Origin of the sequence: Crossiella sp. S99.2 (assembly GCF_023094165.1) — a bacterium.
Taxonomy (GTDB): domain Bacteria; phylum Actinomycetota; class Actinomycetes; order Mycobacteriales; family Pseudonocardiaceae; genus Crossiella.
The window spans coordinates 305,786-320,164 of record NZ_JALMDK010000007.1 but is presented as its reverse complement, the minus strand read 5'-3'; the positions used below and the strand labels follow the sequence as shown (position 1 = coordinate 320,164).

The 14,379-nt window shown below is 71.7% G+C and carries 7 protein-coding genes; 4 read left to right on the top strand and 3 right to left on the bottom strand.

Annotated features, from left to right (window positions below):
* Positions 1 to 24: 24 nt before the first annotated feature.
* On the bottom strand, positions 25 to 858 hold the full coding sequence (locus MZC64_RS27995; RefSeq protein WP_247761770.1) for an SAM-dependent methyltransferase: 834 nt from the start codon (positions 856 to 858) through the stop codon (positions 25 to 27).
* A 162-nt stretch (positions 859 to 1,020) separates the two neighbouring features.
* Here MZC64_RS27995 and MZC64_RS27990 point away from each other — a divergent pair, with 162 nt between their 5' ends.
* From MZC64_RS27990 to MZC64_RS27980, 3 genes are all read left to right on the top strand, one after another.
* Positions 1,021 to 2,817, top strand: a complete 1,797-nt coding sequence (locus MZC64_RS27990; RefSeq protein ID WP_247761771.1) for a PKD domain-containing protein — start codon at positions 1,021 to 1,023, stop codon at positions 2,815 to 2,817.
* Positions 2,818 to 2,964: 147 nt separating this feature from the next.
* Entirely contained in the window at positions 2,965 to 4,515 is a 1,551-nt protein-coding gene (lnt, locus tag MZC64_RS27985) for an apolipoprotein N-acyltransferase (RefSeq protein ID WP_247761772.1), read from the top strand.
* Between the two features lie 100 nt (positions 4,516 to 4,615).
* Complete coding sequence (locus MZC64_RS27980) at positions 4,616 to 5,716, top strand: 3-oxoacyl-ACP synthase (protein WP_247761773.1); 1,101 nt, start codon at positions 4,616 to 4,618, stop codon at positions 5,714 to 5,716.
* Here MZC64_RS27980 and MZC64_RS27975 read toward each other — a convergent pair.
* Together MZC64_RS27975 and MZC64_RS27970 are read right to left on the bottom strand one after the other, a co-directional pair.
* A complete protein-coding gene (locus MZC64_RS27975) occupies positions 5,695 to 9,426 on the bottom strand; it encodes a helix-turn-helix domain-containing protein (RefSeq protein WP_247761774.1) in 3,732 nt (1,243 codons plus the stop codon). The genes MZC64_RS27980 and MZC64_RS27975 overlap by 22 nt on opposite strands.
* Positions 9,427 to 9,733: 307 nt before the next feature.
* Positions 9,734 to 10,558 (bottom strand): SDR family oxidoreductase, encoded by an 825-nt coding sequence (locus tag MZC64_RS27970; protein ID WP_247761775.1) that lies wholly within the window; start codon positions 10,556 to 10,558, stop codon positions 9,734 to 9,736.
* A gap of 175 nt (positions 10,559 to 10,733) precedes the next feature.
* Between MZC64_RS27970 and MZC64_RS27965 the strand changes: the two genes are divergently transcribed.
* Positions 10,734 to 14,342 carry an AAA family ATPase gene (locus MZC64_RS27965; protein ID WP_247761776.1) on the top strand — a complete coding sequence of 1,203 codons (3,609 nt, stop codon included), beginning with the start codon at positions 10,734 to 10,736 and terminating at the stop codon, positions 14,340 to 14,342.
* Positions 14,343 to 14,379 lie beyond the last annotated feature (37 nt).

The following is a 14,379-nucleotide window of genomic DNA, read 5'->3' as shown; positions in this document are numbered from 1 at the left end:
TCAAGGTCAAGCCCACGCACCCGCTCAGGGTTTGCGCGCGACCCCCGCGCACAGCCAGTCCCCGTCCGCGGGCGGCGCGGCGTTGAGGTAGGCCTCCGGCCGCCACTCCCAGGTCCGCACCAAGCCGGGTTCGACCAGTTCGAAGTCGCCGAAGAGCTTGCCGATGGCGCCGACATCGCGCACGTACACCGAATCCCGGGTGCCGCGCATCCGCTCGGTGATCTCGCCGGTGGCCGCGCCGACCAGATGGTCGGTGAGGTGGGTGAGCGCGAAGTAGCTGCCCGAGGGCACGGCCGCGCGGTAGCGGGCGGCCACGCCGAACGGGTCCTGTTCCGGGGAGAAGTAGTGGAACAGGGTCATGGCGAGCACGCCGACCGGCTGGCTGAAGTCGAGCAGGCGCTGGGTCGCCTGCGCGTTCAGCACCTTGTCCACATCGGCCGCGTCCGCGTGCACGACCTCGGCGTTGTCGTTGTGCCGCAACAACAACTGGGTGTGCGCGACCGCGACTTCCTCATAGTCGACATAGACCACCCGGCTGCCGGGCGCGGCGGACTGGGCGATCTCGTGCACGTTGCCGCGGGTCGGGATGCCCGAGCCCAGGTCCAGGAACTGCCGCACGCCCTGGCTGACCAGGAAACCAACCGCTCGGTAGAGAAAGGCGCGGTTGAGCTGGGCCAGGTCCCTGGCGCCGGGATGCGCGGCGATGGCGCGTTCGGCGAACTCCCGGTCCACCGCGAAATTGTGCCCGCCGCCGAGCAGGTAGTCATAGATCCGGGCCGCGCTGGGCCGCCCGAGATCCAGTCCACTCGGAATCCAGTCCTCCACCATCGTCCACGAACCGCCGATCGTGATGATCACCGGCGGCCGAGGTTACCGAAGTCGCCGGACCCGGTGCCAACCACCCACTCGGTAGGGCAATAAATCCGTACCACTACGGATAGGTCCTCGGATTGTTCCCGCTCCCCCGTGCTGACCATGCTCACTGCATCCGTTTCCCCTGCGAGACAAACGGAGCACCGCATGCGAAGAACACTCGGAACACTGATCGTCAGCACCGCGCTGGCCTTGGCGGCCGGTCCGGCCGCGCAGGCCGAGGCCACCGGCGTGGTGCTCAACGCGGGCGCGGCGGAGGCCATCCCCGGCCAGTACATCGTGGGCCTGCGCGGGGCCGGGTCCCTGGACGCCTCCGCCGCCACCGCGGTGAGCGCCGAATCCGCCGCACTGACCCAGGTCTACGGCGGCACGATTGGTTTCACATACTCAGCCGCGTTGCGTGGATTCTCGGTGGCGATGTCGCCCCGGCAGGCCGAGCGGCTGGCCGCAGATCCCAAGGTGGACTTCGTGCAGCAGTCGCTGTGGGTCCGCGCGGCCACGGTCAAGGCGCCCGCCGGTGAGCAGCCGAACGCGCCCTGGGGCCTGGACCAGATCGACGGCGCCAACGACGGCACCTACAAGTACCCCAACACCGGCACCGGCGTCACCGTGTACAACACCGACACCGAGCTGAACCTGGACCACGTCTCCTTCGAGGGCCGGGCCAAGTCCGGCTACGACTTCATCGACAACGACACCAACGTCAACGACTGCAAGGGCCAGTTCGACCAGGGCCACGGCACGCACACCGGCGGCACCTCCAGCAGCGAGGCGTACGGGGTGGCCAAGGACGTCACCATCATCGGGGTGAAGGTGCTGGGCTGCGACGGCAACGGCCCGGACGCCGCCTCGATCAAGGGCATCGACTGGGTCACCCAGAACGCGCGCAAGCCCGCGGTGGCCAACGCGAGCTGGACCTCCGGCGGCGCGGGCGCGGACCCCGAGGGCATCAACCGGGCGATGAAGAACTCCATCGCGGCCGGCATCACCTGGGTGGTGGCGGCGGGCAACGAGAACCAGGACGCCTGCAACGTCAGCCCGGCCAAGCTGCCCGAGGCGATCACCGTGGCGGCCACCCAGGACGAGCAGAACACCGAGGCCGGCTACTCCAACCACGGGTCCTGCGTGGACATCTACGCGCCCGGCTCCAACATCAACTCGGCCAGCAACTCCGACAACAACGGCAGCAGGGGCATGCAGGGCACCTCGATGGCCGCCCCGCACGTCACCGGCGGCGCGGCGCTGTACCTGGCCGCCAACACCGGAGCCAGCCCGCAGCAGGTGCGGGACGCGCTGGTGAACAACGCCCAGTCCGGCGTGGTGCGCAACATCGGCCCCGGCTCGCCGAACAAGTTCCTCGACGTCAGCAAGTTCGGCGGCGGCACCCAGCCCGGCAAGCCGTCCGCCGAGTTCACCGGCGACTGCGCCAACTCGCTGACCTGCTCCTTCGACGGCTCCGCGTCCAAGCCCGGCACCGGCGGCAGCTCGATCACCGGCTACAAGTGGGAGTTCGGCGACACCGCCACCGGCGAGGGCGCCAAGCCCTCGCACACCTACGCCAAGGACGGCGAGTACCGGGTCACCCTGACCGTCACCGACGACAAGGGCGCCACCTCCGCTCCGGTCACCAAGTCGGTGCGCGCGGGCAAGCCCCCGGCCGGTCAGCCGCCGACGGCCTCCTTCACCGTGTCCTGCCAGCGCGACAAGTGCTCGTTCAACGGCAGCGGCAGCACCGACCCGGACAACGACATCGACGCCTACGCCTGGGACTTCGGCGACGGCCAGACCGGCACCGGCGCGACCACCAGCCACAGTTACCCGAACAAGCAGGCCAGCTACGCGGTCAAGCTGACCGTGACCGACAAGACCGGCAACAGCAACTCCACCAGCAAGCAGGTCCAGTGCTGGAGCTTCGGCTCCGGGCAGGCGTTCTGCTTCGGCTGAGACTCCTCCGGGCAGGGGGACGGCGGCCCGTGCGCTCCGGCGTACGGGCCGTCGAGCTGCCCCGGTGTGCCCGGCCCGGCTCCGGCGTGCTGTGATCGTGTCCGGCATGGAATGGAGGTGGCCGGTGTGGTTGCCGGGTTGCGGCGAGTGACAGCGCGGACAACACCGCCCTCCGGCACGCCTTCGCCCCGGCGGGACTGGCTGCTGCGGGTACCGGCCGCGATCGGCGCGGGTGTGCTGCTCTATTTCAGTTTCCCGCCACACCAGTTCTGGTGGCTGGCCCCGATCGCGATCGCCAGCTACGGCCTGGTCCTGCACGAGCGGTCCAAACGCGCGGCCGCCGGCTACAGTCTGCTGTTCGCCCTGTCCTTCTTCCTGCTGCACCTGTTGTGGCTCCAGGACTTCCTCGGCCGCGACCTGGGTCCGTGGCCCTGGCTCGGCCTGTCCCTGGTGATGGCGCTCTACCTCACCGCGGCCGGTGCGCTGATGCCGCTGGTCGCCCGGTTGCCCGGCGCGCCGGTGTGGCTGGCGCTGCTGTTCGTGCTCTCCGAGGCGGTGCGCGGCCGGTTTCCCTACGGCGGCTTCCCGTGGGGCAAGCTGGCCTTCGGGCAGGTCGAGGGGCCGCTGCTCGGGCTGGCCGCGATTGGCGGGGTGCCGCTGGTGTCCTTCGCCGTGGCGCTGCTCGGTTTTGGCCTGTCCGCACTGATCCTGCGGGCCCGCGCGACCGTGTCGGCGCGCGGCTGGGTTGGTTTGGCCATCCCAGTGGTGCTGCCGGTGGTCGCCGCGCTGGCCGCCTGGCCGCTGGTCGGCGTGGACGCCCAGACCGGCACCCGCACCATCGCCGTGGTGCAGGGCAACGCCCCCGACGTCGGCATCCGGCTGCTCGGCGAACTGCCCACCATCCGCCGCAACCACCTCCAGACCAGCCGCGAACTGGCCGCCGCCATCCGCGCGGGCACCTCGCCCAAACCCGACCTGGTCGTCTGGCCCGAGTCCACCACCGGCTTCAACGGCCCCGACCCCGCCATCGACGCCGCCGTCGCCGAACTCGGCGTGCCCACCCTGATCGGCGGCCTGTACCGGGTACCCAGTGGCCAGGAGAACGCCTACGTCACCTGGGATCCGGTCACCGGCCAGGGCCCCCGCTACGTCAAGCAGCAGCTGGTCCCGTTCTCCGAGTTCATGCCCCTGCGCGAGGTCGCCCGGCTGTTCTCTCCCTTCGCCGACAGCGCCGACCTGATCGCGGGCACCCGCCCCGGCGTGCTCACCGCCGCGGGCGCCCCGCTCGGCGTGGCCATCTGCTACGAGGTCGCCTACGACTACGTGCTGCGCGAGGACGTGGACAACGGCGCCCAGCTGCTCATCGTGCCCACCAACAACGCCTGGTTCGGCCGCGGCGACATGACCTACCAGCAGCTGGCCATGGCCCGGCTGCGCGCGGTGGAACACGGCCGCGCGGTGGTGGTCGCGGCCACCAGCGGCGTCAGCGCCACCATCCGCCCGGACGGCACCGTGACGCAGTCGCTGAACATGTACACCCCGGGCACCCTCACCGAGACCCTGCCGCTGCGCACCGCCACCACCATCGCCGACCGGCTCGGGAGGTGGACCGAGATCGGCATGATCGTGCTGGCCCTGCTGGCGGTGGCGGCCGGGATCCGGCGCGGGGTAAGGGAACGGCGCTCAGCCCAGGACTGATCCTGACCGGGTCCGGCCACCCGCGCGCACCGGTCTCGCGGTCCCAGCCGTCCTATGGTCATGTGGCCACGCCGTTTCCGAAGCCGCGCGGAGCCGCCTGATGCCCGACCCCTGCCTGCTCGCCGTCGCCGCCGAACTCCCGCCCTCCCGCTACACCACGGACGAGCTGCTGGCCGCCGCGGACGGCAGGCTCAGCGACCGGCTGACCGGAATGCTGGCCGGACTGGGCGCGCGGGCGGTGCGCAGTCGCCTGGCCAAGGCCGAGGTGGACCCAGCCTCGATCGGCCTGGTGCTCGGGGTGACCAGCAGTCCGGGGCGGCTGCTGCCGAGTCTGGTGTGCGACCTGTTCGCGCTGCTGCCGGAGATCCCGCGCGAAGCGGTGGCGCTGAGCCTGGAGTACCTGGGTTGCTCCGTCATTGCCAAGGTGGTGGACACCGCGCGCTGGTTCCTCACCGCCGAACCCGGCAAGCACGTCCTGGTCTGCTTCCTGGACGCGATCACCCCGCTCTCGCCCCCGCTGCCCGGGGAGTACGCGCACTTCAGCGAGGTGACCGCGGACCGGCGCCAGGACACCGTGAACGCGATGCACGGTTTCCTTTTCGGCGACGCCTCGGTCGCGATGCTGCTGGGCGCGGACGGCGACGGGCCGGTGTTCGGGCCGGTGACGCACCTGACCAACGAACTGCCCGCGGACGCCGAACTGGGCACCGTGCCCGATGGCGGCTCAGACCTGCCGGTGGTGCACGGGCGGCGGCTCTACACCCTCAGCGCGGAGGTCACCCCGCACGGCACGCACTACGCCACCAGCACCGTGCGTTCCCTGCTGGCCACCGGGACCAGCGGGCTGGACAAGCCGTCCGAAGCCAACCCGGTGCTGTTGCACACCGGCAGCAACCGGATCCTGGACGGGCTGTGCGAGGAGTTCGGCATCGACCCGGACGGCGCGGCGGTCACCTCCTCCTACCGGGTGCTGCGCGAGTACGGCAACACCCTGGGCTGCTCGGTGCCGCTGATGTTCGCCGACCCGGTGCACCGCGCGCCCGGCGTGGGCCTGGTCGTCGCGGCGACACCGTCGACGTCCCGATGCGGGCTGTCTACGGTCTCGACGCGGCGGACCGGATCACGCGGTTGTCCGTGGTCTTCACCGGCCCGCCCGCACCGGGCCGGATCGGCTGAGGGTCAGGCCGGGCAGGGCGGCTGATAGTCCAGTCCCGGCAGGTATTTCTCCCACTGCTGCTCGGTGATCCGCGGATAGGCCATCGCGCAGATCCGCGCCGCCGCGCGCTCGGTGTCGATGTCCCAGATCCGCAGCGTGCGGTCGGCGCTCACGCTGGCCACCCGCTTGCCGTCCGGGCTGAACTGGGCCTGGTAGACGGTGTTGCCGTGGCCGCTGAGGGTGGCGAACTCGCTCGGCTTGGCCGGATCGGCGAGGTTGTGCAGGCGGATGACCCCCTCGTTGTCGGCCACCGCCAGGGTGTTCCCGTCCGGGCTGAAGGCCACCGACTGCACGGTCGAGCCGCTGTCGCCGATCTCGGCCAGCACCGCGGCGCGGGCCGGTTCGCTGATATCCCAGATCTGCAGCCGGTGATCGTTGCCGAAGGTCACCAGGTTCCGGCTGTTCGGGCTGAACACCGCCCCGGTGGCGCCGCCGGGATGATCGCGCAGCGAGGCGACCTCCCTGGGCGCGGTGCGGTCGGTGAGATCCCACAGGCGGACCGTGCCGTCCAGTCCGGCCGAGGCCAGCAGCTTGCCGTCCGGGCTGAAGCCGACATCCAGCACGTCCCCGTTGTGCTCGACCAGCATGATCGGCTTGCCCGGCTTGGCCGGATCCCGCAGGTCCCACAGGCCGATCCGGTTGTCCCAGCTGGAGGTGGCGACCAGGGTGCCGTCGGGGTGCACGGCCACCGTGTCCACCGCGTTCTCATGCCCGGCCAGGGTGGAGAGCAGCTTCGGGCGCGCCGGATCGGCCAGGTCCCAGACCCGGACCAGGCGGTCCAGGCTCGCGGTGAACAGATGCCTGCCGTCCTTGCTGATCACCACGCTGTCCACCGGGCCGCCGTGCTCGGGCAGCCTGGCCACCGGCTCCACCAGGTTGTCGTCGGTGACCTGCCAGATACTGGGCACCCGGTCCGAGCCGCTGGTCACCACCAGTTTGCCGTTCGAGCTGTAGGCCATCGCGCTGATCGAGTCGGCGTGCTGCGGCAGGCCCTGGCGGCGCAGATCGGCCAGCTTCACCGTGCGGTCGTCGCTGCTGGTGGCCAGGGTGATGCCGTCAGGGCTGAACGAGGCGCGCCACACCGCGTCGGTGTGCCCACGCACCACGGCCAGCTCTCGCGGCCGCCGCGGATCGGTGATGTCCCACAGCCGGGTGGAGGCATCGGCGCTGGTGCTGGCCAGCGCGGTGCCGCCGGGGGCGAAGGTGACCGCGTGCACCGCCTGGGTGTGCCCGGTCATGGTGGACAGTTCCACCGGGCGGGCCGGATCCCTGATGTCCCACAGCTTGATCAGCCGGTCGGTGCCCGAGGTGGCCAGCAGCTTGCCGTCCGCGCTGAACACCGCGTCCTGCACCCCGTCGGCATGCTTGCCGGGGAAGGGAATCTCCCGTGGCCGCCGCGGCTCGCTGACGTCCCAGAGCTTGACCAGCCCGTCCCAGCCCGCGGTGGCCAGCAGCGGGCGGACCGGGCTGAACCCGACCGCGTGGATCAGGTCGGCGTGCGCCTCGGTCACGCTGAGCAGCTGCGGCCGGTCCGGGTTGGCGATGTCCCACATCCGCAGCGTCTTGTCCACCGCGACGGTGACCAGCAGCTTCCCGTCGGCGCTGAAGTCGACGTCCTCGACGTTGCCGCTGTGCCCGGTGAGCAGGCCGAGTGCCCGCGGCCGGCTCGGATCGGTGAGGTCCCACAGCCGGGCCGTGCGATCCAGCGCCGCGGTGGCCAGCAGCTTGCCGTCCTTGCTCCACGCGGCGTTGTGCAGTCCCGCGTGATGTCCGTCCATAGTGGACAGAAGCTTGGGCCGGTGCCGGTCGCGGACATCCCACAGCCGCACCACCCGGTCGTCATCGGCGCCACCGATCACCAGCAGCGGCTCGGTGGGGTGGAACAGGGTGGCCGAGGTGGCCCGGGAATGCGGGCCGATGATGGTGGTGAAGGGTTCCGCCGAGGTGCTGAGCACGCTGTCCGCGGACTCGCGCACCGGATCGGCGCGGTAGGCGGCCAGCCGGAGCTGCCAGGACAGCGCCGGGTTGGTCGCCCGCAACGCCTCGGCCTGCACCACCGCCTTCTGCACCAGCGCGCTGGTGCGCTGCGCCGCGGTGCGCTGCTCGGCCCACACCGCGAATCCGGTGGCGGTGCCGGTCAGCAGCAGCAACGTGGTCAGCAACGCGACCAGCTGACGCAGCCGCCGGTCCCGGTGCCGCCGGACCCGCTCCTCCTTGTGCTCGGCGGCGGTGCTGGCGGTCAGGAAGTCCTGCTCACCGCGGTTGAGCACCCGGTCGGGTCCGCGCCGGGCCCAGTCGGTGGCCAGCGCCAGCTGCGCGCCGCGGTAGAGCGCGCCCGGATCGCGGTCCAGCCGCACCCACTCCTCGGCGGCCTCGCCCAGCCGGCGCGCGGTGCGCAGGCCGTCCCGGTCCTCGGTCAGCCATTCCCGCAGTCTGGGCCAGCAACGGATGATCGCCTCGTGCGCGAGGTCGGCGTGATCCTGGTTGAGGGTGAGCAACCTGGCCTGCGCCAAGCGTTCCAGCACCACGGTCAGCTCGGGTTCGCCGGTGTCCAGCTCGGTCCTGGCGACCCGGCGCTTGGTGTCCTCGGTGCCCTCGCCGAGTTCGATCAGCCGCAGGAACACCTGCCGGGCCAGGTCCTGCTGGGTGTCGGTGAAGCTGTCGTAGACGCTCTCCGCGGTCTGCCCGATCGCGCCCTCGATCCCGCCGCTGGCCTCGTAACCGGCCAGGGTGAGGGTGTTGCCGCGGCGGCGGCGCCAGGTCTCCACCAGCGCGTGCGAGAGCAGCGGCAGCACTCCCGGCTGCCCGGCCGCCTCGCTGACCAGCCGGGTGACCAGCGCGGTCTCCACCGCGTTGCCCGCGTTGACCGCGGGCCGGGTGATCGCCTGCCGGAGCTGTTCCACCGTCATCGGCGCGGCCAGGATCTGCCCGTCCTGCAGGGCCTCGGCCAGTTCGGGGTAGCGGGCGCAGTGCGCGTAGAAGTCCGCGCGCAGGCCGATGACCACCTTGACCCGGCCGTCGGTGGTGGCCGCGGCCGAGGTCAGCGCGGTGACGAAACGCTGCCGCTCGGCCGGGTCGTGGCAGCGGGTGAACAACTCCTCGAACTGGTCCACCACCAGCACCAGCTCGGCCTCGGCCGGCCGGGATCCGTCGAGCAGGAACCCGACCTCGTCCATCGGGTGCGGGCCAGGGGTGAGCAGCACGCCGTGCTCCAGCCGCGGCAGCACCCCGGCGCGCAGCACCGAGGACTTGCCCGAGCCGGAAGCGCCCACGACCACCACCAGCGCCCGCACCGCGAGCAGCTCCAGCACCTGGTTGACCAGGCTTTCCCGGCCGAAGAAGCGATCGGCGTCACCCGGACCGTAGGCGGTGAGCCCGACGTAGGGCGCGTTCAGCTCCTCGGCGGCCAGCCCGGCGAGCGCGTCCTGGTCGATCTCCTTGGCCAGGTCCCGCCAGCGGGCCTCCCACTCGGCCTCCTCGCCGCCACAGGCGCGCACATAGGCCAGGGTCACCGCCAGACTGGGCAGTTTGCGCCCGCGCGCTGCCTCGGAGAGCGTGCTCACCGAGTAGTGCACCAGCCTGGCGAGGTCCCGATAGGACGGATTCCCCGCCTTCTCCCGCAACCGCCGCAGTTCGAAGGCGAACCGCTGCAATTCTCCTGCGTCCGGATCCACTGGCAGCTCTGGCCGCGGCACCTACCGTCCTTCCTGTGACCCCTCAGCAATCGCCCATCCTAGGGGCCGATTGCCGCCACACCTGTCCGACTGGTCAGGGGAGGATGGGATCACTGCCCCGGAGCCTGTTCCAGGGGCAGCTCGGGTGAGCAGGCCGACGCCCCGATCACGCTGGCCCAGCGCTGTTCCGGGCAGTCCCCACGGGCCAGGCGCGTGCGTGTGCGGTGAGATCCGGCACCCGGACTGGATCAGGATTGTCGATGCCCGCCAGCGCTGTCACGCGATCCAGCTCACGTCGCGGCTCCACTGTGGACCGGCGGCGCCATCGTCAGCCCCGGCGAGCGCGCCGCACCTTGCGATCGATCAGGTACCGGATCAACGGCGGGCACACCGCGGCCAGGTAGGTCAGCAGCCCGGCCTGCCGATCCGGCACGATCGTGACCGACCGCCGCTGGATCCCGCGCACGATCGCGCCGGCCACCGCCTCGGCGGTCATCGGCCGTACCGTGCCGCTGATCGCGTGCGTCTCGGCGGGCTTGAACTGGTTCTCATACGCCAGTTGCGGTGTGTCCACATCCGGCGGATACACACACCCCACGTGCACCCCGTGCGGCCGCAACTCGGTGCCCAGCGTCTCCAGCAGTCCACGCACCGCGAACTTGGCCGGGGCGTAGGCGGTGTAGCCGAAAATCCCGATCATCCCCAGCATCGAGGACACCCCGACGATCGATCCCGAACCCCGCCGCACCATCTCCGGCGCCACCGCCCGGATCGGCCAGAGCGTGCCGAAGTAGTCGACCTCCACGGTCTCCCGGAAAACCTGATCCGCCAGCTCGCCGAAGTGCCCCGGCCGGGCAATCCCGGCACAGGTGATCAAGACATCGCACGGCCCGAATTCGGCCCCCGCCAGCCTGATCGCCGCCTGCACCGCCACCTGATCGGTGACATCAACCGGCACCGCCAGCGCCCGCGCGCCCAGCTCCCGCAGCTCCGCGACCGCCGCGTCCAACCGCTCCGGCGTCCGCGCCAGCAAGGACAACCGCGCGCCCCGGGCGGCCAGCAGCCGGGCGGTGGCCAGTCCGATCCCGCTGGACCCGCCGGTGATCACCACATGCCTGCCCTCGAACGACCGCGCGCCGCCAGCCCTACCCACGACCACATCCCCTCCAGGTCAGCGAAGGCCCAGCCATGGGACGACGCCAGGACAGCCCGGCCGAGTGAACTAGGTCCCCGCCCCGCTGACAACGTCCGAGAAGGCAGACCTGATCGTCACGAGCCGCTGAGGGGGTCAAGTGCACTTGTCGGCCCGCGCCGGAATACTGCGAAGCGTGTTCGTGCCAGAACTGCTCGGTCGCACCGAAGCCATCGCCACCCTGCGCGCCGCCGTGGGCCGTGGTGGCTTCGTGCTGGTCACCGGCGAGGCCGGGATCGGCAAGACCAGCCTGGTCACCGCCGTGTCCGCGCAGACTGACGCCCTGGTGCTCACCGGAGCCTGCTGGGGCGACGCCGGCGTGCCCGATCGCTGGCCGTGGGTGCAGATCACCCGGGCCCTGCGCGCCGCCGCCACCCCCGCCGAATGGGCAGCCGCGGCCCCCACCCTGGAAGCCCTGCTCGGCGAACGCGAACCAGCTGAATTCCCGCTGGCCGACGCCCTCACCGAACTCCTGACCACGCTAGCCGCCCGCCACCCGGTACTGCTGGTCCTGGAAGACCTGCACTGGGCCGACACGGCCTCGATCACCCTGCTCGAATTCGTGGTCCAGCACACCCGCCACAGCACCTTGGTCATCGTCGCCACCTATCGCGACGGCGAGGTCAACGACCCCGGGCATCCCCTGGCCGCCACCCTGCCCGCCCTGTCCGCCAAGGCAATCCAGCTCCCCCTCGGCGGCCTGGACGAACAGGCGGTCGGCGAACTCATCCTCCGCACCACCGGCGTGACCCCCGACGCGGACCTGGTGACCCACATCCACCACCGCACCGCCGGAAACCCCTTCTTCGTAGAACAAACCGCCCGCCTCTGGCAGGGCGGCAGCCCCCTGGACACCCTGGACCCAGGCATCAGCGCCCTGCTGCACCGCAGACTTTCCCGCCTCCCGGACCAGGTCGTGGACCTGCTCGGCACCGTGGCGATCCTGGGCCACACCGCCCACCGGGACCTGCTGACCGCCCTGCACCCCACCGCACCCGTACCCCGCCTGCTCGACCAGGCTCAGGCAGCTCGCCTGATCCGCCACGACGGCAACCACATCCGCTTCCAGCACGACCTGCTCCGCGACACAGTCCGAAATGGACTGTCCACTCCCGCCACCCGCCACGCGGCCGTGGTCAACGCCGCCACCAACCCGGCCCTGGCAGCACTGTTGCTCCCCGCCGAACTGGCCCACCACGCCCATCACGGCGCCACAGCCCTGCCCGCGGCGGAAGTCCTGCGCCACCAACTCACCGCCGCCGAAGAAGCCACCGCCCGCTTCGCCTTCGACGAAGCCGCCCGCCACTACCGCAACGCCCTGCACCACCTCCCCAACCCCGCCCCGGCTGACACCGCCCCACCCCACCCCGCCCCAGACCACACAGCCCCGCCTCACCCCGCTCGGACCCACCCCCGCGGCCAGCTCCACCGGGCTCGCATCCAGCTGCATCTCGGCGAGTCCGCCCACCTGGCGGGCGACCGGGCCACCGCCCGTGCCGCCTTCACCGCCGCCATGACCACCGCCCGCGACCTGAACGACCCCGAACTCCTGGCCCGCACCGCCCTGACCCTGTTCTGGCTGAGCCGCCAGGACCGCGCCGACCCCGAGCACCTGGTCTTCATCCGGGCCGTGCACAACCGGCTGGTCCCGGACGCCCCGGCCGATCACGAGCAAACCGGCAACGACCTCAGCCGCCACGCCGCCAACCTGGCCCGCCAGGTCGGCGATGACAGCTCGCTGCGCTTCGCGCTGCTGGCCCGCCTGGGCTCGCTCTGGGCCATGGACACCGCCCAGGCCCGCGCCGACCTGACCGTCGAACTCCTGGACCTGGCCCACCGCACCCAGGACGCCAACCTGACCTTCGAGGCCACCGCCTGGCGCGCCAGCACCCTGCTGGAACTGGGCGATCCCGCCCATCAGGCCGCCCACCAGGCAGTCCAGGTCATGGCCGCCCGCACCAACCTCCCGGTCCACCGCCACGAGGCCGAAGTCAGCGGCGCCCTGCTGGCCACCCTGCGCGGCGAGTTCGCCGCCGCCCGCACCCAGGCCGACCGGGCCAGGGACACCGGCGACCAGCCCTACTTCAACGCCCACGACCTCTGGACCCTGCAACGCACTGCCATCGCCCTGCGCCAGGGCCGCCCCGAGGAACTGCTCCGCATCCTGTCCCACCGCGACCCCCACTTCCTGCCGCTGCTGGACGCGGTACTCGCCACCCACCACGGCGACCTGGACACCGCCACCCGCCTCCTGGCCGAGGAAGGCACCCCGTCCCGCTGGTTCAAGGCCCTCTGGCTCCGCCTACGCACCGAGGTCGCCATCCTGTCCGCCAACCCGGCCCAGATCGCCGCCATCCGCGCCGACCTGCTCCCCTACGCCGACCAGTGGGCACTCACCGGCACAGTGGTGGTCGAAGGCCCTGTCCGCGGCTGGCTGGCCGCCCTGGACGCCGCCGAGGGCAACTGGCCGGCCGCCATCACCGGCTACACCGCCGTGATCGAAGCCGCCACCCGTCTGAACGCCCACCCCTGGATCGCGGAGGCCCGCGCCAACCTCGCGCGGGTTCTGCTGGCCAGGGACGCCGATGACGAGACGGGCCGGGCGCTGCTCGCGGTCGCGGAGGAGGAGGCCGCGCGGCTGGAGATGGCGCTGCCGGGGCAGGCGATGTTGCCCGCCCGGGAAATGCTTCCAGGGCAGGCAGCGCTTCCAGGGCAGGCCGCACTTCCCGTGCAGGCAGCACTTCCCGTGCAGGCAGTGCCGCCCATGCAGGCGACGGCGGCCACGCGGGCCAGCACAGCCACGCGGGCCAGCACGGCCGACCGCGATGGGCCACCCGCGGGGTCCGGCGCCGCACAGGTGTCGCCGCCGCCCGCGACCGAGAACGGGCCAACCACGCCGGCAGCCCCATCTCCGGACAGTGGCTCAGCCACCCCGGTCATGTTGCCAGGCAGCAGCCCAGCCACTCCCGCAACACCTCCGGGTGGCCACCCCGTCGCACCGCACGCTGTCGGCCTTGGGCCGCCGGCTTCGCCAGTCGCGCCCCGCGCCGACCAGACCGCTCCACCTGCCACGTCCCCTGCCGACCAGACCGCTCCGCCTGCCACGTCCCCTGCCGACCAGACCTCTCCCGCTGCCACTTCCCCTGCCGCGCCGGGCGAACAACCCGTCGGCACGCCGGCCGAGCCTTCCGCCGTCGCCTCGCTGGGGGAGAACGTGTTCCGGTCCGAGGACGGGGTGTGGACGCTCAGCTTCGGTGGCCGAACCATCCACCTCGCGGACACCAAGGGGCTTCGGGATCTGCACTTCCTGCTGGGTGCGCCGGATGGGGAGGCATCGGCGGTGCGACTGCTGGCGCCGGAGGGTGGCGAGGTGGTGGCCGCGGCTCGCGGTTTTGGCGGGGATGACCTGCTTGATGACGCGGCCAAGGCAGCCTATCGGCGGCGGCTGGTGGCGTTGGAGGAGGAGATCGAGGATGCCGTGGACGATCGACGGGCCATGGCGCTGGATCGGGAACGACAGGCGTTGATCGACGAGCTGCGCGCGGCCACCGGTCTGCTGGGACGGTCCCGCCGCCTGGGCGATGAGGCGGAACGCGCACGCAAGGCCGTGACCAACCGCATCCGGGACACGTTGCGCCGCTTGGACACCCGGCATCCGGAGCTGGCCCGGCATCTCCGGGAGGCCGTGTTCACCGGCGCCACCTGCCGGTATCGGCCAGTGACGCCGGTGAAGTGGCGACTGTGACATGGCGGCGGTGACTGTCCGCCCTGGCCACGCCCGG

What these genes read in the sequence shown, in the direction of transcription:
- MZC64_RS27990 (WP_247761771.1), top strand. Translation starts at nt 1,021, where the DNA reads ATGCGAAGAACACTCGGAACACTGATCGTCAGCACCGCGCTGGCCTTG.
- MZC64_RS27980 (WP_247761773.1), top strand. Translation starts at nt 4,616, where the DNA reads ATGCCCGACCCCTGCCTGCTCGCCGTCGCCGCCGAACTCCCGCCCTCC.